The sequence below is a fragment of the Methanobrevibacter sp. genome (assembly GCF_045112895.1).
Taxonomy (GTDB): domain Archaea; phylum Methanobacteriota; class Methanobacteria; order Methanobacteriales; family Methanobacteriaceae; genus Methanocatella.
This window is the reverse complement of sequence record NZ_JBGUIH010000055.1, coordinates 46,878-67,839: the sequence shown is the minus strand read 5'-3', so window position 1 is coordinate 67,839 and position 20,962 is coordinate 46,878. Positions and strand designations below refer to the sequence as shown.

Sequence of the window (20,962 nt, the reverse complement as noted above, 5' to 3'; positions counted from 1 at the left end):
CTTTAAATATCAATTGTTATTATACTTTAATTGTAATTCAATTTCAATTGAATATTATTTTTTTTAAAAACATTGGGAAAGCATATTATGTCTGATGAAAATTTCAAGGCCGACATTCAAAAAAACTATTCGGAGGTTATAAGCAATAACCCGGTAATCAAATATTATGTTAAGGGAATGTCACGCTTTTTAATATTATGGATTATTAAATACAATAGGATCATTCATGGATATGGAATATTAAAGGAATTGGACAAGTTTTTTGAAATATTTATAGATGAAATGGCATTGAAAAAATCGAATCCCAGCAATATTTATCCAATTTTAAATAAAATGGAAGAATCAGGCATTATTGCAAGTGAAATCAAAATTAAAAATAATAAAAAATTAAAATATTTTAAAATAACTGATGATGGGGAATATGTTTTAAATTATATCTATTCAAGGTTTGATATAATTCACGCTTCGCCTCAATGGAAATTGTTATTTGATGATATGGATTAATTCCGTCTTTCCTATTCCTGTATTATAGTTTTGATAATATCAGTTTATATCTTTTCTATAAATGATATTATAATGTTGTAGGGTTAATGTAAGGATTTAATTTCTTATTTCTTCCCGAATGGTTGAAAATGAGTGGGAGTTTAAAATAGCTTTTTACTATTAATGACTGTTATTCTTTGCATTTTTTCTCTTGCTTGTTTTTATTAGTTTACGATGTGGTTAATATGAAGTTTAATTTAAACAATACTATGAAAATGCTGTCTGTATTTTTTGTTCTTTTTTTATGTATTGGAATGGTCAGTGCAGAAGATAATCAGACAGATGTATCTGATGTTGTTGTCACAGGCAGTGATTTTGACGATATTCAAGATGCTGTCGATGTTGTTGAAGAAAGTGGTACGGTCAATCTAAAATCCAAAACATATTCTCCAACCGCTAAGGAAATTGATGATTATTTGGATATTAAAATTAATAAATCAGTAAATATAGTTGGTGTTTATAATAAAACAACCATTAATGCAAAAAATTCCATGACAGTATTCGAAATCGAAGATGCTTCGGATGTCCAAATTGAAAATATCATATTCACTAAAGCTTCCCCTGCGGTCAGTATCATAAATTCCAATGTTACTTTTAAAAACTGCCAATTTAAATCCAATAAGTTTTCAGTAGGGGGAGCCATTTCTATAAATGGTGGGAATACCAATATCATTAACTGCATATTTAATGATAATGTTGCAGAAGGCAGAGAGGCATCTGTCGGTGGTGCAATTGCAATAATGGAGGCTAATGGATATACTACTAACGTTATCAATTCACAATTCATCAATAATGCCGCTGCGCGTGGTGGAGCAATATATGTTGTTGGGGATAATTCAAAAGAGGGTTATATAAATATTAACAATTCTTGCTTTAACTTAAATAAAGTTATTTATGATATTGAAGAGGAATTTGCTGCGGGAGATATTGCATTCTATAAGCAAGGCGCTAAGCAGATAAATGTTAAACTTTCAATTGACAATTCTTCATTCATTTCAGTAGATAATCCCAAACTTGTTGACTCAATGCATCCCTCATTATACTTAGAAAATAACATGAACATTATAAGAAATTCAAATTTCACAAATTATGTTATGGTATTGTGGAATGCCGTTAAAATGGAATTGGATAACTGTAATATTGAAAACTTAGAAATGTATTGTTATAATAAGAATTATGCATTAATATCTGGTTCAAATCAGTTAACAGTCAATAATTCCAATCTTAAGAATGCTCATTTGGATTCAGGTTCGGGATTGATACAAAATACTAATTTTGATTCAAATTCCGGTATTGATGTTTTTGCGAATACCTTCGATATAGTCAACTCCAGTTTTACTAAAAATTCATATGTATCATTGAGCAAAGGCAATCTGTCAATTGCGAAATCCAGATTTGCTGATTCAACAATTGAAATGAATGCCATGTCTGATGATATTAAGAAAGCCTATTTAAATTTTGTTGATGCTGAATTTAAAAATAAGGTAAAACTTGATGCAGCGTCCAGCAGAACTGCCTTTAATAATTGTATAGGTTTAAAGAATATAATTTCTCCGGTAATCGTTAGTTATACAGCCTTGACAACTTATTATAACTCAGGCAAATCTTTTACATTAAAGGTCATCAATTCCAATACAAATAAGGTCTTAAAGAATTTTAAGGTTACTTTAAAGGTTTATAAAGGATCAAAACTTGTTAAGACCTATAAGTTAACAACAAATAATAATGGAAAGGCTAGTTTTAAAGCTTCCAGCCTAGCTCCTGGAAGTTATATTGTCAAAACTACGTTACCAAACAAGTCTTATTATTTCAATGCCCATTCGTCTGTTATAAAAATTACAAAAATCAAAACTACCGTAAAAGCTCCTAAAGTAACTGCAAAGTACAAAAAGTCAAAATACTTCAAGGTAACAGTAAAACATAAGAATACTAAAAAACTAGTTAAAAATGTTAAAGTAAAAATTAAAGTTTTTACCGGTAAAAAATATAAGATATTTAATGCAAAAACTAATAAAAAAGGTATAGCGAAAATTAATACTAAAAAATTGAAAAAGGGAAGTCATAAAGTTGTTATAACTTCAGGAAATTCACATTATGTGATTTCTGCAAAAAGTACAATTAAAATTAAATAATTGTACTTAATTTTATTTTTTGGAGAAGGAAAACATGTTTAAACGAATTTTAATTATTTCAATGTTTTTTCTTTTAACAATGGGTATGGTTTCAGCGGCAGACAATGATACTGTTGAGGCTACTTTGGACGATGCAGTACTCAGTCAGGATATCGATGAAATTCCCATAACCGAAAACATTGATAATGTCATAGATGAAATCCAATCAGCTGATGATTGCCAAAGCCAAGTCGATACTAAGATAGAAACCAATGATGTTACAACATATTACAAAGAGAATGCTCAGCTTGTCAGTTACTTGAAAGGCTCTGATAATCAACCGGTTTTGAACAAATCTGTTTCTGTTTCTATCAATGGTAAGGTTTATAATAAAACAACTGATGCGGACGGTAAATTTGTTTTAGATTTAAATTTAAAGCCTAAAACTTATGTAGCAACAATCAATTTTGCAGGTGATGATGATTACGCTTCAAGCATTGCAACTTCAGTTGTTAAAGTAAATAAGGCATCGTTGCTGGTTGAAACCAAGGATTACAAGACCTATTGGGAATCCGATTTATTTTTCAAAGCAAAGGTCATTAACAAAATCACTAAAAATCCTGTCAAGGGGATAAAAGTGGCTTTTAAGGTTTATACAAACAATAAATACAAAATTTATTATGCAACTACCGATGCTAATGGCGTAGCTTATTTGAAAAAGAACTTTAAGGTAGGTTCCTATAAGGTTGTAACTTATATCAAGAAGGATAAGAATTTGAAATCCAAATCCAGCAAAGCTACTTTGACCATTAAGCCAACGGCTGAAACGGGTTGCTCTTCATTATATGTCCAGGTAAGCAATACTGAAGCTGTTGCGGGTTTTAGAAGAGATGCTACAAATGCTAAAACTTTGCACATTGTAAAATACACATTATCCGGAAAATCTGCTATAAAGCAATATAAAAAGAACAGCTATTTCTTTCATTTGGTGACTACTGCTGATGGATGGATGTTCGCAACCGGCGGACGGGACAATGCCCAAATCAATCATGCTATTGAAAAGCTTGCCGGAAAAATGGCAAAATCCGGCAAAATTGTGAAGTCCTATTTGAAAAAGATTCAAAAATACGAAAAGACATTGGGCATAGGTCATTTTTCAATAAAAGCTCCAAATGGGAAATATGCCATTGTCTGGGCAAGTGGAATTAAGACTGGAAAATTAAAGCCTGGGGAATACATTTGTGTTCCTAATGGAAAATCATGTTTTAGACACGGTACTTGGGCGAAATTCAGCAAGGATCCTGCCAAGGCGGCAATAAAAATTGCAGCTACCGATAGTTTTGGTGTCAATAGAAGGGATGCTACAGCCTTCCATTGGAAAGCTACAACCACCGAAGGCAAGACAACATCAACACTAAAAGTCTATGCCGCGAATGATAATGGCCGGTTGATGGGAAGAAGCACCGCACATTTAAAGGATGATATTTACTTCAAGGGTAAATTTTTCTCTAAAAATAAGTTGCCGAAGACACCTTCCATGATGTTGTTGGGAGTTCATAAGTTCGGAAGTATTGATAAGCTAATCAAAACGCAAACTACTGTAAAGGCACCTAAATTGACTAAAACTGTAAATCAAGCTAAAACTTTCGACATAACCGTAAAGAACAAAAAAACAAAAAAACCAATTAAAAACCTCTCACTTAAAATAAAGATAGGCAAAAAGGTTTATACAGTTAAAACAAATTCGAAGGGTGTTGCCAAGTTCAATACTAAATCCCTGAAGGCAGGTACTTATAGTGTAGCCATATATTCTGGCAATATAAAATATTTCGTTTCAGCTAAAAGTACAATTAAAATAAAGTCTGCTCCAACCCCTGCCAAAACCAATAATACTAAAACCAATACTACTGAAGTCAATACCACAGTAAATAATACTGTTGAGACGAACGTTACTGAAACCAATGCTGATGAGGTCAATATCACTGTGAATAATACTGCTGAAACTAATAGTTCAGCGGAAAATAATGTTTCTGTTAATGGTTCAGATTATAATGATGTTCTAGCTATTGGCATGAACGATAATGCTGCTTTAATTAAGTGTTTGGACCAAATTAATATGTTGGCAAGTACAAAAAGTTAATTTTATTTTTTGTACTTATTTTATTTTTTTCTAGTTATTTCAGCTATTTCCTTATCAGTTAAATTTTTACCAATAATCTCTTCCTGTTTTTCTAAATCTTGCATTAATCTATCAAAAGTAGGTTTGTCAGGACCGGAAATTGTATGAGAATGGATGTTATTAACACTTTTGTATAGATTTTCCAGTGCTGTTTTTGCTTTGGGATGTTCTTTTAAATAATTTACATATTTTTTACCTTCTTCCAAATCTTTAGTTTTAATTTCACGGCTTAAAGGTGTTTCAATCCCAGGGATATGATAATCGATTGATTCTAATGTACATCCATGTTTAGTTATTATTTCAAATTCGTCTAAAAGTTCATCAGGACCATGGTTCACGGTTAATCTTAATACATGAGGGCGTGTTGATTCATAATATAAGTCTTTTCCACCAATTACTTCAGGTGAAACAATTTTATCAGCGCCCGCTTTTTTAAGTCTAGAGATATTTTCTAATTTACTTGCTCTTGTAACAATCCATGCATCAGGATTGGTTTCACGTATTGTTAAAACGATGAACAGGTTGCTTACGTCATCTCCAGTACTTATTATCACGCTGTTGCATTTATCACCCGCTAATTTTGTAATCAAATCATCTTCAGTTGCGTCTTTGTGTATTGTCACGACGGAATCATTTTCTTTAATATTTTCACAGATTTCTTTATTTTTCTCAATCACAATCACATTTTGATCTCTTTGAATTAATTCCTCAAATACGACGCTTCCAACTCTTCCACATCCACAAAGAATGTAATAATCATCCATATCGTTAATTGTTTTCATTGTTCTAGCACCTTTTGAATATCTGCTCATTCTCTCTTGAAAAGCAGTAAGTAATATATTAAATACATAAGCAAGCAATGCAACTCCTGCAAGGGCCAAAGTAGTTGCAAATATCTTTTGAATTCCTGTATGAGGGGTATAGTCTCCATAACCTACTGTAGTCATTGTGATTACAGCATAATAAATGGAATCAATAATATTTAAGCCCATTATGAAATGAGAACCCAGCACACCATATATGAACAGTATTATGATTAATATTAATCCGCTGGTCACATATTTTGTAGGCAATTTTGTTAAAATTTTTAATGTTAGTTGTCTCATGAAATTTTCCCTTAAATTAAGATAATTATATTTATATTAGATACTTATATTTTAATTTAAGGTGATAATTTGGATCCTATTGATATGATGGTTACAGACCATAATTGCGAATATTTAGGTTTATCAAGACTATGCTTAATGGAATCCGCTGGAAAGTCTCTAGCTGAAGAAGTAGGTAAAATTGCAGTTTATACATTTTCTAAACCAGTAAAGGTAGTTATCTTCACTGGTTCGGGGGGAAATGGTGGTGATGGATTTGTTGCAGCACGTTACCTGTTAAATAGGGGGTATGATGTTGACATTTACATGTTAAAGGACAATATCCACTCCCGTGATGCTAAAACCAATCTTGAAATACTGTTAAATATGAAGCCACGCTTGTCAAGGTTGAACATTTTTAATCTAAAGACATTGGAAGACATTAACAGCTGCGAAGTTGCAAAAAGCAATGAGTCAGAATTCATCATTGTTGATGGACTTTTGGGAACTGGAATTAAAGGAAACCTACAGACTAACATTAGAAGAGCTATTGAAATCATAAATGAATCAAAGGGAATAAAAATCAGTGTCGATGTCCCATCAGGAATGGATCCTTTAACTGGTGATGTCGATGATTTGGCAGTAATTCCCGATTATACAATAAGTTTCCACAAAATAAAGACTGGTGTTAGGGATGCCGATGAAGAGGATGTCGGCGGTCTTGTAACAGCAGACATAGGCATTCCTCTTGAAGCGGAATACTTTGTAAATTTCGGCGATTTTTTAAGGCTTAAAAATAGAAGTCCAAAATCACACAAGGGAAACAACGGCAAGGTATTGGTTGTTGGCGGAAATAAGGATTATGCAGGAGCTCCGGCCATTGCAGGAATGGCAGCAATTGGTGCTGGTGCAGATTTGGTTTATGTAATTGCACCTGAAAAGGCAGCCGAGGCCATCAAATCAACTTCTCCGGATTTGATTGTCAAATCTCTTGAGGGAGATAAATTATCACTTAGTCATGTCGATGACATTTTAAAGGCCGCTCAGGATATGGATGCAGTTTTAATAGGTCCTGGTGCCGGAATTGATGACGATACCTCTAAATTATTCAATGTATTGGTTTCAAAAATCAAAAAACCTATCGTTTTAGATGCCGATGCCTTAAAACAGGTTGAAATTTCATTGATTAAGAATCGTGAGGATGTCATATTAACACCACACATCTCTGAGTTCAAATCAATCTTTAAAGTAGATAAGGATTTAAGATTGGATATTGATTCTTATGATTTTTCAAAAGTCGATGAGAATATTGCAGAATTCCAAGAAATCACTCGCCAAATTAACGGTTCTGTAGTTGTCAAAGGGCAATATGACTTGATTTTATCAAAAACCAAATTCAAAATAAATAGAAGCGGAAATGCCGGAATGACTGTTGGCGGAACAGGTGATGCACTAGCGGGAATCGCTACAAGTTTGCTTTCACAAGGCCTAAACGCTTTTGATTCAGCCAGTTTGGGAGTCTTTATCAACGGCCTTGCAGGTGATGAGGCGTTTAAGGATAAAGGAAACGGATTTTCAGCAACTGATTTGGTATCCTATATTGGAAATGTGATTAAAAATGGATTATGTTAAGGGAATCTTTAAAAATCGACCGAACAGATTCATAGCAGAAGTGGAAGTCGATGGGAAATTGGAATTGGCTCATGTTCCGAATACCGGCAGGTGCAAGGAACTTCTTGTTGAAGATGCAGTTGTTTGGCTGGAACCGTCCAACAATCCAAATAGAAAAACCAAATATTCACTTCACTTTGTTGAGAATAAAAACGTCTTGGTGTCTCTTTACTCACAGCAAGCTAATACTATCGTTTATGATGCTATAGTTGATGGTAAAATTAAGGAGCTTTATGGTTATTCTTATCATCAAAGGGAAAAAACGGTCGGCAACTCCAGAATTGACATATACCTGGCAAATGAAGAGGATGATTGCTGTGGAATGAGCTTTTTAACTGAACCCTGTTTTGTTGAAGTCAAGGGTGTAACATTGATTGTTGATGGTGAAGCAAGATTTCCGGATGCGCCAACAGAACGTGGATCAAAACACTTGAAAGAATTGATAGAACTTAAAAAGAAAGGCAATCGTTGTGTAGTATTTTTCCTGATACAACATCCAGTCGGCAAGTCCTTCAGACCGAACTGGGAAAACGATCCTGCATTTAGCCAAACTCTAAATGAAGCTTATGATGAGGGTGTTGAAATATTGGTTTACAGATGCGATAATCAGTTGGAGGGCATTGAATTAATTCCTGAATCACTCGACTTTGATTTGGCTCAAAGTCTCTCCGATGGCATCGTTGATGACTAGTGTTGCAAGATTATCATAAGGAGTTTCGCTTTTGTTAATCAAAACAAGATTTTTTCCTCTGAAATAGTTTATAAGTCCTGCTGCTGGATAAACGACAAGGGAAGTTCCTCCAATAATCAATGTTTCTGCATTTTGGATATAATCTATAGAAAAACTTAAAATTGCATTATTCAACGGCTCTTCATATAATACAACATCGGGTTTTACAACACCGCCACATTCACATCTTGGAATGCCGTCACTTTCCAAAATGTAATCCAGGCCATATTCCTTATTGCAGATTTGGCAATAGTTTCTGTGGATGCTTCCATGAAGTTCCAATACCTCTTTGCTTCCTGCTTTTTGATGCAATCCGTCAATGTTTTGTGTGATAACTGCCTTTAGTTTTCCTGCCTTTTCAAGTTCAGCAAGTTTTAAATGAGCAGGATTGGGCTCGGCATCTTTAAAAACAAGATTATCCTTATAATAATTGAAAAATTCCTCTGTATGGTCTAGGTAATAGCTGTGTGAAACTAGGTTCTCTGGCGTGTCTCCATATTTTTCTAGACTTTTAAAAATTCCGCTTTCGGATCTGAAATCTGGAATTCCGCTTTCTGTCGATACTCCAGCTCCACCAAAAAACACGATATTGTCTGAGGAGTCAATAATTTCTTGCAGTTGGTTAATTTTTGACATAAAAATAAGTAAAGGTGATAGCTTGAAAGCTATCTGTTTAATTTTTGGAAATTTCTAGCTTGAAGGCCATGGTATTTAATCATACCTTCAACTTCGCTTTGCTCGGTTTCTTTGTCTTCAAAGGTAATCTGTTCAATGCTGTGTAAGCTGAATGGAGATTTTCTTACGATTGGTTGGATGGAACCTTTGAACAGTTTCATCACGACTTCTCCGCTTACTCTTTCCTGCATCTTGTCAATTGCCTGGTCGATGTCTTCTCTTAATGGCTCTTGCCAGAGTGCGCTGTATACTAAATCAGCATAAAGTGTTGACATGTATTCGGCAAATCTTAACTCAGCAGTGGTTAAAACCAGTTCTTCTAAAGCTTGGTGAGCCGCAATTAACAATTTTGCACCAGGGGTTTCATATATTTCCCTACTTTTAAGGCCAATCATTCTGTTTTCAATGGTATCCACTCTACCGATAGCATTGTTTCCTGCAATTTCATTCGCTTTTTTAATTAATTCAACCAATGGCATCATTTCGCCGTTTATTGCTACTGGAACTCCTTCTTCGAATTCAATGGATACTTTTTCTGGTTCGTCGTTTGCATCTTGCCATGATTTGGTCCATTCATAAATGTCTTCAGGAGGTTCGTTTGCAGGGTCTTCCAGAACATCTCCTTCAATTGCTCTTCCCCAAAGGTTTTCGTCAATACTGTAGATTTTATCATAACTTAATTCGATACCTTTTGATTCGGCATATGCCTTTTCTTCAGTTCTTGTCAAGTTCATTTCTCTGATTGGTGCGATGATGTCCAAATCAGACATTGCAAGGATAACCGCTTCAAATCTGAATTGGTCATTTCCTTTTCCGGTACAGCCGTGTGCAATTGCTGTTGCTCCTTCTTTTTCAGCCACTTCAATGATTTTTTGTGCAATTAATGGTCTTGCAAGCGCGGTACTTAATGGATATCCTTCATATTCAGCATTTGCTTTGATTCCACGTGAGATGTATTCGTTTGCAAATTCTTCTTTGGCATCAATGTTGTAGTGTTTTAATCCACCGATTTTGGATGCCATGGTTTTTGCTTTTTCCATTTCTTCTTCGCCTTGTCCAACATCTACACATGCAGTAATTACTTCCACGTCGTATTTTTCTTCTAATAATTTAACACAGACAGAGGTATCTAACCCTCCGCTGAATGCTAAAACTACTTTGTCAGTCATAATTAATCACCGTTAAATAATTTTAAATAAGAATAAGTATTCAATAATAGTTTTATATTTTTAATACTATTTATAATTTTAAAAATAGTTGGCAGAAGAAGAACTCTTAATTGAGGGGTTAATTGAGGTTGAAAGTTATATGGAGTTTAGAAAAATTCACCTCAATTAAGAGTTATGGACTAAGTATATTTCATACTTATTTAATAGTTGGTCTTCATAGTATATAAAAGTTTAGGTATACCTAAATTTTAATCAATAAGTTCTCATTTTCAACAAATTCGATAAGTCTGGCATAGGTGGGGTTTGTTCTTAAAGTGTTTTTATTGCCGATTATTATCAATTTCCTCTTCGCTCGTGTTATTGCAACATTCAATCTTCTCAAGTCTTTCAAAAATCCTATATTTCCATTGTCATTGCTTCTTACGGTTGAGATTATAATTATTTCTTTTTCCCTTCCCTGAAATCCGTCTACCGTTTTAACTTCGACAGGTGTTCTTTCCTGAATCAGTTTGACCTGGTCGGCATATGGGCTTATTATTCCGATATCTTCTGCATCAATTCCGGCTTGCAGGTAATCATTAGCAACACTGACGGAGATATTAGCTTCTAGTTTATTTATAATTGATTTGGAATCTTTCAAATGATTTTCCTTATTGTCGTCAACATCGGACGTATCAATGAAGAGCAATGCTTTTTCATCATAGTCGCAGCCAAGAATATCGTTAATTGTTATATCATCAACGCTGGAATCACTTTTCAAACCGTTATTGTAGAATTCCTTGTTTGGAAACTTCATAAGCAAGCTGTTCATTCTATACTGGATGTTCAATAATTGGGATTTAAACGGATACCTTTTAATTAGTTCTTCGAATAACGTTTTTTCCAAATCTCCCGCTTTTTCACTAATGATTGTTGGAGGAAGTTGCTTGTGGTCTCCCGCAAGTATAAACCTACGCGCTTTAGCAATTGGAATTAAAATACTTGGAATTGTAGCTTGTGAAGCTTCATCAATGATTACAACATCAAAATTTACTCTGGCAATTGATTCTAAGGCTGAAGAGGAGTTTGTTGCAAGAATAACATCACTGTTATTTACAATATCTTTTATCATCCTATTTTCAATTCTCTTAATTTCATCGTGCGCCTCATCAATTTCCTGATTAATTTGAATCCACATGGCCATGGATTTCATTTTATCAGGACTTATTCCTCGCCCGCCTTTTCCTTTAGAAGCATTATACAGGATATCATAGTCTTTCAGACCTCTTCTGAATTGGGGAGTTGGTTTTGTATGGACACTTCTTTTTTCTATCAACTTGTCAATTTTTTTATGAAGCTTCTTGATTTTTTCATTCAGGTCATGATTTTCAACCTTATAAGCTAGAGTCTGTGTGATATTGTGTTTTGAAACTCTTTGGGGATGTCCAAGTCTTGTCAAGTTTAACTTTTTATTTTCCATTAATCTTTCCAGAATATTGTCCACGGCGGCATTGCTTTCGGCTGTTGCAAGCACTTTATGATTCTGTCTTGTTTCCTGTGATATCAACTCAACCAATGTTCTTGTCTTGCCGGTACCGAATGGGCCGTGAATCAAAAAGAAGTTTTCGCATGAAAGCGCATTTTCAACAGCTGATTTTTGTGATTTGTTTAAGGATTGATCAATGTAAGAAATGTAGGGGGTGGACCTGTTTTTCTTTGGATTCCTATCACTTAACATGTATTCAAGAGCATTTTTTCCCTGTAGGCTTAAATGATTTAAATTATCCTCCATCCTTCTAAATGTGATGTCATTTGCATATAAATCGAGTCGAACTTTCTTTTTCAAAGCCCACTTTGGAACTTTCTTGTCAAAAGCCACTTTTATGAATCGGGCTCCTTTTTCGGTAACAGTTCCAGTCAAATCACTTCTTAAAGGATTGTCTGTGCTTACTAAAATCATGTCTCCGACTGAAATTTCAGTATCGATTGTTTCTGACCTTCCGAATTGAACAATCTGCAGACCCAATTCCTTACCGACGTATTTCCCTTTGACCTTATTGATGGCTCTTCCAAGCTCTTCCCTTTTTTGACCTGACATTGTGCTTATTTCATGGGTCATTAGGTCAATCTCGGCATCCCTTTCATAATTAACAAGCCTGATTAAATTTTTAATATATTTTTTCATTTTCATACTTATTTTTAAATAAGAGTTTTAATGTATAATTAATTATGGTTTTTAAAAAAATTGAGGGGTTTGACAATTTAGAATTTGATTATATCTCTAATTTTTCTGGAGGATATATTTCCAGAAATGCCAATCTCCTTGAACAATTGGAGTTGAATGGTCTCACTCAATTAATCTTAGAAAAATCTGTTTTTGGAACACCAATCTTCAAATTGGGAACTGGTGGCAATAAAATCTTGATTTTATCGGGCATTCATGGAAATGAGTTGCCTCCTCAAATTGCAAATGTGAAATTATTGAATAATCTAATCAATGCATATTTGTTTAATACAATATATTTTATACCTTTTGCAGCTCCAAAATCTACAATGATGAATGAAAGGACTTTCAATTCAATGGATTTGAACAGGTCAGCTCATATTAAAAATTCATTAAGCAACTTGATAATTCAAAAAATCGAAGAGCTAGACATTAATTTCGTCGGTGATTTTCATTCGACCGCTCGCAACAGCACTCCCGGATTCGAATCTATTTTTTCATCTAAATCTCCAAGCCCTGAAAGTTTTTTAATGGCCAATTATGTATCTAGGGATGTTGGTTCCAAATTAATCCCATTTGATTATGCGGGTTCCTCTTATAAAGGGGCCATTGAGGATGTTTGTAATCTGAAAGGCATTCCATCAATTACCGCTGAAGTTTTATGTCCTTTTGCTAGTGTTGGTAAAGGCACTGTTGAGAAATCGTATCTGCAGATGGAAAGTTTCTTGTCTTATTTTGGAATTTGATTACTTTTCAAATGCTCTCGGATTAGCTATTTTTATTAATTAATGTTAATACTTTAAATAAGGTGATTTAAGTGTCGTCTTACAAGGGACATTCGATATTTGCATTCATACTCGCGTGCATGTTTTTTCAAAATCCTCTGTTGATTGCTTTAACCTTAATTGGTGCAAATATTCCCGATTTTGATCATGAATTCAAAACGGAAAATGTCTATAAGATGATTATCTTGGGGTTATTATTGTTCATTTCGCTTTATATACTTAAATTGCCTTATTACGTAGGGTTGATTATTGTATTTCTAGGTGTCACGTTCTATTTTTCGGAACATCGTAGTTTTACACATTCGCTTTTTGGGGTTTTAACACTAACTTCGGCAGTTAGCCTAGTATTAATCTGGGCTCTGGAGTTAATTCTTGGCGTGACGCCTCTCAATAATCAATATTTGTTAATGGCGATACTAATCGCACTTATAAGCTTTTTGTTTTTAAATAGGAAACTTTTAATGATTTTTCTCCCAATATTCTTCATAAGCTTATTTATAATTCCAAATGCTGATTTTTCATATATTGAAATTGTTTTAGGATTATTGTTAGGGGTATTTTCACATATTGTTCTTGATTCATTTACGCCAGCTGGAATTAAGATATTTGCCCCAATTTCTTCAAAAAAGGTCTATAAAAACTTTGGATTAACCATAACATTTGTATTAATTGTTTTGGCTATAATAATCCATACGCCAGTTCTTTTTAATCTATTTGAAAAGTATGTGTATGTCACTTTAAGTAGTATTGTTTAGGTTATTTTTTTATTTATCAACATTTTTATCTAATTTTAATTTAAAGTTTAAATTTTTCTTTATTTTCATTATTTCGATACAGGACTGTTCATTTAATTTTTTTGGAAATTTTTTTAATAAAAATTTGCTAATTAATCATATTTTTTAAAAAAATGCATACATTTATAATAAATAATCATGATAAATAATAATATTATTATATAGTCAATTTTTTGACTGTTATTAAAATAATGAAATGGAGCTTGTTTAATGTTTTTGACTAGAATTGGTTATGGAATTATTTATTTCTTAGACCTTATTTATGAAATCATTAAATCAACAATAGATGTTGCATTTAATGGGATTATGGGGAGAAATATTGATCCTATAGTTGTTGACATTGAAACCGTTTTAGAGAGACCGGTTTCACAGACAATTTTAGCAAATAGTATTTCTTTAACTCCTGGTACTTTGTCTGTTGATTTGGACAGTGAAAATAACATTATCAAAGTAGCTGCTATTTCTCCAAGAAGTAAAGAGGATATCATTCCTTTTGAAAAGTATATAAAGAAAATGTTGGAATAGAGAGACTCCACATTTTCTCAAGTAAAAAAATTCGAGTGAGATAGTATGGATATATTGATTATTTCAGAATATATTGTGGTTTTTGCATTAATGATAATGATGCTGGCTGCTTTAAGGGCAAGTGCATATAAATCCACATCAATGGGGCTTTTGGGAAGCTCTGTTGTAGTCAACGCTTTTGCTGTAGCATTGCTGCTTGTCGGTGATTTGTATAATCTTGAATTCTTTAGAGATATATCATTAGCTTTAATATTCTTTGGTTTTGTAGGTACAATTGCTTTCGCTGTTGTTTTGGGAGGTGATGATGAATGATAGAATATATTCAATCAGCCCTTCTTATTATAGCGGCTATTTTAACCATAATTTCTGCAATTGGTTTCCTTAGTTTGGGAAAAGACACAAAGAATGTTGTTTATGCAAGAATCCACATTGTAGGTATTTTTGATGTTGCATGCATTATTGCAATGATTGCAATAGGACAATATTTGCTTGCCGGAATTTATTTCGTTCTAGCGCCATTTATAGCACATGCAATAGCTAATGCTTATTGGAAAAAAGAAGATAGGGAAAATAATTTAGATTTACAGAATGTTGAAGTAGAAGTAGATGAAAATCATCCGTTTTTCCATCCGAAAGAGAAAATGCAAGCTTTAGAGAGCGAAAATTCAGAGAAACTTAAAGCGGATGAAAGATTTTCAGTTACTACATTAGAGATTGACGAGGATGAGTAAGATGTTAGAGTTTGTATTATGTTTGATTATAGTTTTAAGTGCAATTCTTGCTCTTATTCAGAAAGATTTACTAAAGACAGCAATCTTGACAGGATTTTCAGGCGGAGCTCTTGCAGTTCTCTTCCAGATATTGCTGGCGCCGGATGTGGCTCTAACTCAGGCAATTGTGGGTGCGGCAATCATTCCTGTATTTATTGCTTTGGCTGTACAGAAAACTCAGAGGGAGGATAGCTAATGGCACAAACACAACTTGCGATATTGTTAACTTCAGCTGCTTTAGTCGTTATTGGGCTTTACTCAGCAATTTTCGTTGATAATATCATAAAAAAGATAATTGGTATTAGTTTTATTGAAGAAGGTGCTAATCTGTTCATTGTTGCCATTGGTTACAAACCTGGAGGTGTTGTACCTATTATAATGCCTGGAATGGACACATCATGGTTTGCCGCAAATGCCGCTTACCCATTGCCTTTCGGATTAGTACTTACCAGTATTGTAATCGGTGCAAGTACTTTGGCCGTTATGCTTGCTTTAGTAATGGTTCTTTATAGAAGATATGGTACTTTAAGCACAAAAGTAATGTTGGCAGATACATCAAAACAGGAGGAATACAATGAATGAATTAATTCCGCTTATGGTTATTGTTCCTTTGATGGCTGCATTAATAATTAGTGCATTTTCAAAGTTCAATAAGGCAACAAAGATTTTTGCATTTGTTGTAGCAATTTGTCTTCCGTTGATTCCGTTGTTATCTAATTATGGATTGCATTACTTTGGCGGATATGAGCCTATTTTGGATAATGTGACAAGTTTCGTATATCATCCTGCAATTACATATTCATTTACTTTCCTACAACAGATATTCATAGCAATGGTGGGTCTTTTAACATTTTTAGTTATATTCATTTATTTAACTAAATATAAGGAAGTTTCAGGACCATATTTATTCTTATTGTTCTTAGGTACGGCTGCAGTTACTGCAATGCTATTGACTGATGATATATTCCACATGTTTGTATTTTTCGAGATATTAGCACTTGCGCAGGTAGGTATTGTTGCAGCTTCTTCAATTGATTACAGTTATGAAATGGCTTTAAAATATATGATTTTAGGGTCAATCGGTTCTCCAATAATGCTTTTAGGAATCGGATTCCTATTGGCTTTGACTGGTAGTGTAAACGTTACTGATATTGCCGCTGCGGTTCATAGGGGTTTTGTTGATGCTACCTCTCCAGTATTTTTAACTTCACTCGGATTAATATTCTTTGGTTGGTTATATGCCTCCGGGCTACCTCCTTTCCATACTATAAAATCTGGAATCTATTCAAAGGCAGAACCTCATGGAGCAGCATTGCTTCAATCATTTACAGTCATATCCATGATTTCAATCGTATTGATTATGCATAGAATCTATTCTGCATTGCCAATATTTGAAGTTCTCATAGTATTCTTCTCTATCTTGGCTATGATATTGGGCGTCTCTCTTGCACTTACCCAAACAGACTTCAGAAGAATGATTGGATTTTTAGCTGTTGGTGAACTTGGTTTCATCGGTTTAGGTATAGGTCTTGGAACTAACTATGCAATAACCGCAGGTCTGTTCCAAGCGTTAAACGAAATAATTATCACTGCATTGTTATTCATCGGTTTTGGTGCAATAGTTAATGCGACAAATGAAGTGGATACACGCAAGCTCGGAGGGCTTTTAGCATATCATCCAAAAGTAAGCATTATGCTTTTGATTGCTGGTCTGGCGATGGCAGGAGTGCCTCCATTAAGCGGATTCCAATCTAAATTAATGCTTGTTCAAGCATCTTTAAGCTGCGGATTCCCTGAAATATCTATTTTGGCCATTATGGTAAGTATTGCTACATTTGTAGTATTTGTAAAAACATTCTATGTGATGTTTTTAAGACCAAAACCAAAAGAATTGGAAGTGGAAGGTAAAGAAGTTCCTCGTGCAATGATTTTTGCAATGGGAATATTGCTGATTCTTGTCATAGGTTTAGGTTTATTCCCAGATGTGGTCGTAAATGGAATTTCTAACTTTGTAGGAGGGATATTATGAAGCTATATGATCAGATATTTGATGTTGTAAAGCAATTCAAAAAATTGTTTTCACCAGGTCCTGTAACCAATGCGGATGTTTCTGGCAGTATTACAGCTGAAATATTCCTGATTGTGTCATTAGTTCTATCAGCAATATTGCTAAGGCACGTTAATGTTTTGCTTGCAGGTTTGGTGACATTCATATTGGCAATTGTTCTGATTTCTAATATTCCACTTATTCCTAAATTTAAAATCGAACAGGAAGATTCATTGGAAAAGATGATATTTTATGCAGTTATAACACTTTCAATTATTGTTGTATTCATGTACTGGGGTGGTAATCTTGTCTGATAAAGCAACAATTCGCAGTTTAATTGCAGCAGTGCTCGCAGCAATATTTTCTGTTACTTTGTTTGATGCAGTATTTCATTTAAGTAACATGATTAACCCTGGTGTAAGTAATATTTATAATGCTTTGGGAACTCAGATAGCTCCAAACCTTGTAACTGTGGTTATTTTTGATTTCAGAGCATATGATACATTAGGTGAGTCAATTATATTGCTAACTGCTGGTTTAGTGGTTTTACTTATATTTGGTAGAGGATTATTGGGGGATAAACAATGAGTCAGGGAAGTGTAATTTTAAAATTGATATCTTTACCAATTTCAATCCTTTTAATTTGTTTAGGTATAATGACTATCCTTGGAGGACACATCACTCCTGGTGGAGGCTTCCAAGGAGGGGCAATGATAGCCAGTGGAATCATATTGTCCGTTATTGTTTATGGATTAGGCAACTCTCCATTGGAATTGTCCCATTTGTATATTGAAGTCTTTGAATCTATAGGTGCGTTAGGATTCGTAATCTTTGGATTGATTGGTTTGTTTGTTGGTGGATTTTACTTATACAATTTCGGAACAGACTTGTTGAATGTGGTTCCGGCAGCAATTCAAACTGTTTTCCACTATCCTGATGTAACAAATGCAGGTATTATTCCATACCTCAATATATTTGTAGGTTTAAAGGTATTTGCAGGTTTATCCTCAATTGTTATTGCATTTGCAGGATTTAAGAAACTAGTCGAGGAGGGTGAATGATGATAAGTTTAGGACCAATAATATTCGGATTGATATTAGGTTTAATTATTGGATCTCAGATTAGACTTAATGTTAGTGATGCAAAATTCACTACTGCGTCATTTGCCGTGATATTTATTGCAGTAATTCTCGTAGCATGGCAATCTGGCAATTTTCCATTTTACACAGATGTGCCAATTTCTACAGCATTTTTATCTGCAGCAATAGGAATTTTTGTAGGTCAACTACTATTTGCAAGGAGTAAATAAGGAGTTTTTATAATGTTTTTAACAACTAATACATGTGAAGGAAAAAGAGATTGTATAAAACAATGTCCTACAAAAGCTATTAAATTCATCAATGGTAGAGCTTTCAGCTGTCTTACTTGTGGAATATGTTATAAAAACTGTCCTAATGGAGCAATATTCCAAAACAGCTATGGAGGATATGTTGTAGACAGAGCCAAATGTAATGGCTGTGGAATGTGTATGTACAATTGTCCTACAAACAACATTACAATTGAAGATGGAATTGTTTATGGTATCTGTTCCCGCTGTGGCGTATGTGCTGAAACCTGTCCGAATCGTGTTGATGGATATGAAATGGAAAAGGATAAACAACTTAATTTGATTGAGTCCTTGAAAATATTATATCCTCCTTTAGATGATGTTCCGCACAAAACTGAAAGCAAAGTCAAAGAGGTTACAAGAAGTTACTTCGGAACTGACATAGAGAAATGTATTTTCTGTGGAAGATGCCAGGAATATTGTCCAACAGGCGCCATTCATGTTAAAATTGATAGAGATGAAGGAATTTGTAGGGAATGTAGGATTTGTAGCGATGTTTGTCCAAATGAGTCAATGAACAAATATCAAATCGTAAATAAGACCTCATGTACACTTTGTCTTAATTGTATGAAGGCATGTCCTAACAATGCAATTTCTGTCGAGGACTTTGAGATTATTATCAATAAATTAAATCAGAAACCTAACGGTTCAATCGTTTCATGTCTAAATTGCGGATTATGTGCAGATTTATGTGAAAATGATTCACATAAAAACGTCGATGGTAAATTAAGATATGACCCTTCATGCGATACTGAAAATACAACTCACGAAATTGCAGTCAGCTCATGTCCAGTTCACACATTACGCGAAGACGATGAGATGTTTATCTATGACGAGTTTAATGATGAGGAATTGCCTACATTGGCAGGATTCTGCGTATCCTGCGGTAAGTGTGCGCAAGTTTGTGATGAAGTTGGTGCACGCCAATACATGACACGCACATGGGATGGAAAAGTCACTGATGATTGCATAAGCTGTGGAATTTGTGTTGAAGTCTGTCAGGAAGAGGCAATTACATTGCATAGGGGAACAATATCCGTTGATTTGGATAAATGTATCTTATGTGAAAATTGCGCAGTACACTGTCCAGTTGATGCTATTCCAAAATCAACAATGTATAAGAATGAGATTAAAGATGGATTTAATTTCATTGAGCAGCAATTGTGTATGCACTGCGGATTGTGTCACAAGACCTGTTCATATGATGCAATCGATGAAGTTGATGGTCAATTCATAGTTAATGAAGAAAAATGTACCTACTGCGGAGCATGTAAAAACGCATGTCCTGCAAGAGCATTTTTATTCGAGAGAAATTTTAAAGATTCAATAGAGGGTATTTAAATGAGAAATTTAATTAGAATAGCTTTGGAAGGAGCTTTCACCAACTTTAAAAGAATCTTTTTTGCAGCTGATAGGGTTACGGATATGGAACTTAGAAGACAGATATCCACACTTTCAGTTGAGGTAGATGATAGAGTTGATGAAAAAGCTTGCATTGGGTGTTCTGGTTGCGCTAATGTTTGTCCGACAGGGGCAATTGAGATGAAACCATTAGCAAATCCTGTTAAATTAACAGATAATTGGACTAAAGATAAAGTACCCGAAATTAATCTTGAAAAATGCGTGGTATGTTATTATTGTCATGATTTCTGCCCAATATTTTCATTGTATGGGCAAAAAGGAACTGTACACCCAAGCTGTGTTGGCGATCAGGAAGTTGAAATTTCCGAATTCCTTGATCAACCATTTAAGATATCTGATGATAAACTTAAGATTATTGCACAGTATTTGTCAGACAATACTGTATTAAAAAATAGAGAGGAAGGTGATTAGATGGGAATTAAGTCATTTTCAAGAGCAAGAGCAATACATGTCATGCTGGTTTATACCGGTGGGTGCAATGGATGCGACATTGAAATTGTAAACTCCATATTATCACCTAGATTTGATGCTGAGCAATATAATGTGTTCTTAACTTGGAATCCTCGTGAAGCCGATGTTTTGGTTGTAACAGGGCCAGTTACACATTTGAACAGGAAACCATTAGAGAAAATTTATGAAGCTATACCTAATCCGAAATTGGTTGTAGCTGCAGGAAGTTGTGCTTTAATGGGTGGTGTTTATAAGAATTGTTATGGTGACATTCCTTCCGAAGAGATTGAAGGACCAGTTGAAAATATTATACCGGTTGCCGCAAAGGTTCCTGGTTGTGCCGTAAGGCCTCAAGATGTTTTGGCTGGAGTTGTATCACTTTTACCTACATTATTAGATGCGGACTGAGAGGGGAT

At 34.2% G+C, this 20,962-nt stretch carries 24 protein-coding genes; 20 read left to right on the top strand and 4 right to left on the bottom strand.

The annotated features are described in order from the left end of the window. Window positions 1-87: 87 nt before the first annotated feature. The 3 genes from ACJMLD_RS09385 to ACJMLD_RS09375 all read left to right on the top strand — a co-directional run bounded on the left by ACJMLD_RS09385 (window position 88) and on the right by ACJMLD_RS09375 (window position 4,794). Window positions 88-504 carry a PadR family transcriptional regulator gene (locus ACJMLD_RS09385; RefSeq protein WP_405270849.1) on the top strand — a complete coding sequence of 139 codons (417 nt, stop codon included), beginning with the start codon at window positions 88-90 and terminating at the stop codon, window positions 502-504. Window positions 505-728: 224 nt separating this feature from the next. After that, window positions 729-2,675: a SpaA isopeptide-forming pilin-related protein gene (locus ACJMLD_RS09380; RefSeq protein WP_405270847.1), complete on the top strand. Its 1,947-nt coding sequence runs from the start codon at window positions 729-731 to the stop codon at window positions 2,673-2,675. Between the two features lie 34 nt (window positions 2,676-2,709). Beyond that, entirely contained in the window at window positions 2,710-4,794 is a 2,085-nt protein-coding gene (locus ACJMLD_RS09375) for a hypothetical protein (RefSeq protein ID WP_405270845.1), read from the top strand. A 20-nt stretch (window positions 4,795-4,814) separates the two neighbouring features. Here the strand turns inward: ACJMLD_RS09375 and ACJMLD_RS09370 are convergent, their stop codons facing one another. After that, window positions 4,815-5,939: an NAD-binding protein gene (locus ACJMLD_RS09370; protein WP_405270843.1), complete on the bottom strand. Its 1,125-nt coding sequence runs from the start codon at window positions 5,937-5,939 to the stop codon at window positions 4,815-4,817. A 69-nt stretch (window positions 5,940-6,008) separates the two neighbouring features. Here ACJMLD_RS09370 and ACJMLD_RS09365 point away from each other — a divergent pair, with 69 nt between their 5' ends. Together ACJMLD_RS09365 and sfsA are read left to right on the top strand one after the other, a co-directional pair. Then, a complete protein-coding gene (locus ACJMLD_RS09365; RefSeq protein WP_405270840.1) occupies window positions 6,009-7,550 on the top strand; it encodes an NAD(P)H-hydrate dehydratase in 1,542 nt (513 codons plus the stop codon). Beyond that, complete coding sequence (gene sfsA / locus ACJMLD_RS09360) at window positions 7,537-8,280, top strand: DNA/RNA nuclease SfsA (protein ID WP_405270838.1); 744 nt, start codon at window positions 7,537-7,539, stop codon at window positions 8,278-8,280. Before ACJMLD_RS09365 ends, sfsA begins: the two co-directional genes overlap by 14 nt. On the opposite strand, the gene ACJMLD_RS09355 is transcribed toward sfsA, so the two are convergent. From ACJMLD_RS09355 to ACJMLD_RS09345, 3 genes are all read right to left on the bottom strand, one after another. Beyond that, window positions 8,227-8,955 carry an NAD-dependent protein deacylase gene (locus ACJMLD_RS09355; protein ID WP_405270836.1) on the bottom strand — a complete coding sequence of 243 codons (729 nt, stop codon included), beginning with the start codon at window positions 8,953-8,955 and terminating at the stop codon, window positions 8,227-8,229. The two genes, sfsA and ACJMLD_RS09355, sit on opposite strands and share 54 nt — an antisense overlap. 29 nt (window positions 8,956-8,984) lie before the next feature. Continuing rightward, window positions 8,985-10,163, bottom strand: a complete 1,179-nt coding sequence (locus ACJMLD_RS09350; protein ID WP_405270834.1) for an argininosuccinate synthase — start codon at window positions 10,161-10,163, stop codon at window positions 8,985-8,987. Between the two features lie 241 nt (window positions 10,164-10,404). Next, the gene (locus tag ACJMLD_RS09345; protein ID WP_405270832.1) at window positions 10,405-12,327 is read right to left on the bottom strand and encodes an IGHMBP2 family helicase; all 1,923 of its coding nucleotides are present in this window, start codon (window positions 12,325-12,327) and stop codon (window positions 10,405-10,407) included. A gap of 44 nt (window positions 12,328-12,371) precedes the next feature. Here ACJMLD_RS09345 and ACJMLD_RS09340 point away from each other — a divergent pair, with 44 nt between their 5' ends. From ACJMLD_RS09340 to ACJMLD_RS09270, 15 genes are all read left to right on the top strand, one after another. Further along, complete coding sequence (locus ACJMLD_RS09340; RefSeq protein ID WP_405270830.1) at window positions 12,372-13,112, top strand: succinylglutamate desuccinylase/aspartoacylase family protein; 741 nt, start codon at window positions 12,372-12,374, stop codon at window positions 13,110-13,112. Between the two features lie 71 nt (window positions 13,113-13,183). After that, window positions 13,184-13,906 carry a metal-dependent hydrolase gene (locus ACJMLD_RS09335; RefSeq protein WP_405270828.1) on the top strand — a complete coding sequence of 241 codons (723 nt, stop codon included), beginning with the start codon at window positions 13,184-13,186 and terminating at the stop codon, window positions 13,904-13,906. A 249-nt stretch (window positions 13,907-14,155) separates the two neighbouring features. Next, window positions 14,156-14,470 (top strand): monovalent cation/H+ antiporter subunit E, encoded by a 315-nt coding sequence (locus ACJMLD_RS09330; protein ID WP_405270826.1) that lies wholly within the window; start codon window positions 14,156-14,158, stop codon window positions 14,468-14,470. A 45-nt stretch (window positions 14,471-14,515) separates the two neighbouring features. Further along, window positions 14,516-14,782, top strand: a complete 267-nt coding sequence (locus ACJMLD_RS09325) for a hypothetical protein (RefSeq protein ID WP_405270824.1) — start codon at window positions 14,516-14,518, stop codon at window positions 14,780-14,782. A gap of 74 nt (window positions 14,783-14,856) precedes the next feature. Then, window positions 14,857-15,201: a cation:proton antiporter gene (locus ACJMLD_RS09320; protein ID WP_405270822.1), complete on the top strand. Its 345-nt coding sequence runs from the start codon at window positions 14,857-14,859 to the stop codon at window positions 15,199-15,201. After that, entirely contained in the window at window positions 15,194-15,436 is a 243-nt protein-coding gene (locus tag ACJMLD_RS09315; RefSeq protein ID WP_405270820.1) for a DUF4040 domain-containing protein, read from the top strand. The genes ACJMLD_RS09320 and ACJMLD_RS09315 overlap by 8 nt, the downstream gene beginning before the upstream one ends. Beyond that, window positions 15,436-15,822, top strand: coding sequence for a cation:proton antiporter subunit C (locus ACJMLD_RS09310; protein WP_405270818.1), 387 nt, complete (start codon window positions 15,436-15,438; stop codon window positions 15,820-15,822). The genes ACJMLD_RS09315 and ACJMLD_RS09310 overlap by 1 nt, the downstream gene beginning before the upstream one ends. Further along, window positions 15,815-17,269: an energy conserving hydrogenase EhbF gene (ehbF, locus tag ACJMLD_RS09305; RefSeq protein WP_405270816.1), complete on the top strand. Its 1,455-nt coding sequence runs from the start codon at window positions 15,815-15,817 to the stop codon at window positions 17,267-17,269. Before ACJMLD_RS09310 ends, ehbF begins: the two co-directional genes overlap by 8 nt. Further along, window positions 17,266-17,601 carry a hydrogenase gene (locus ACJMLD_RS09300; RefSeq protein WP_405270814.1) on the top strand — a complete coding sequence of 112 codons (336 nt, stop codon included), beginning with the start codon at window positions 17,266-17,268 and terminating at the stop codon, window positions 17,599-17,601. The genes ehbF and ACJMLD_RS09300 overlap by 4 nt, the downstream gene beginning before the upstream one ends. Continuing rightward, window positions 17,594-17,875 carry an EhbH gene (locus ACJMLD_RS09295; RefSeq protein ID WP_405270812.1) on the top strand — a complete coding sequence of 94 codons (282 nt, stop codon included), beginning with the start codon at window positions 17,594-17,596 and terminating at the stop codon, window positions 17,873-17,875. Before ACJMLD_RS09300 ends, ACJMLD_RS09295 begins: the two co-directional genes overlap by 8 nt. After that, a complete protein-coding gene (locus ACJMLD_RS09290) occupies window positions 17,872-18,348 on the top strand; it encodes an MnhB domain-containing protein (protein ID WP_405270810.1) in 477 nt (158 codons plus the stop codon). Before ACJMLD_RS09295 ends, ACJMLD_RS09290 begins: the two co-directional genes overlap by 4 nt. Then, window positions 18,345-18,596 (top strand): energy-converting hydrogenase B subunit J, encoded by a 252-nt coding sequence (locus ACJMLD_RS09285; protein ID WP_405270808.1) that lies wholly within the window; start codon window positions 18,345-18,347, stop codon window positions 18,594-18,596. The genes ACJMLD_RS09290 and ACJMLD_RS09285 overlap by 4 nt, the downstream gene beginning before the upstream one ends. A gap of 12 nt (window positions 18,597-18,608) precedes the next feature. Then, window positions 18,609-20,015, top strand: a complete 1,407-nt coding sequence (locus tag ACJMLD_RS09280) for a 4Fe-4S binding protein (RefSeq protein ID WP_405270806.1) — start codon at window positions 18,609-18,611, stop codon at window positions 20,013-20,015. After that, window positions 20,016-20,507: a 4Fe-4S binding protein gene (locus tag ACJMLD_RS09275; RefSeq protein WP_405270804.1), complete on the top strand. Its 492-nt coding sequence runs from the start codon at window positions 20,016-20,018 to the stop codon at window positions 20,505-20,507. Next, entirely contained in the window at window positions 20,508-20,954 is a 447-nt protein-coding gene (locus ACJMLD_RS09270) for an NADH-quinone oxidoreductase subunit B family protein (protein WP_292752669.1), read from the top strand. Window positions 20,955-20,962: the final 8 nt, after the last annotated feature.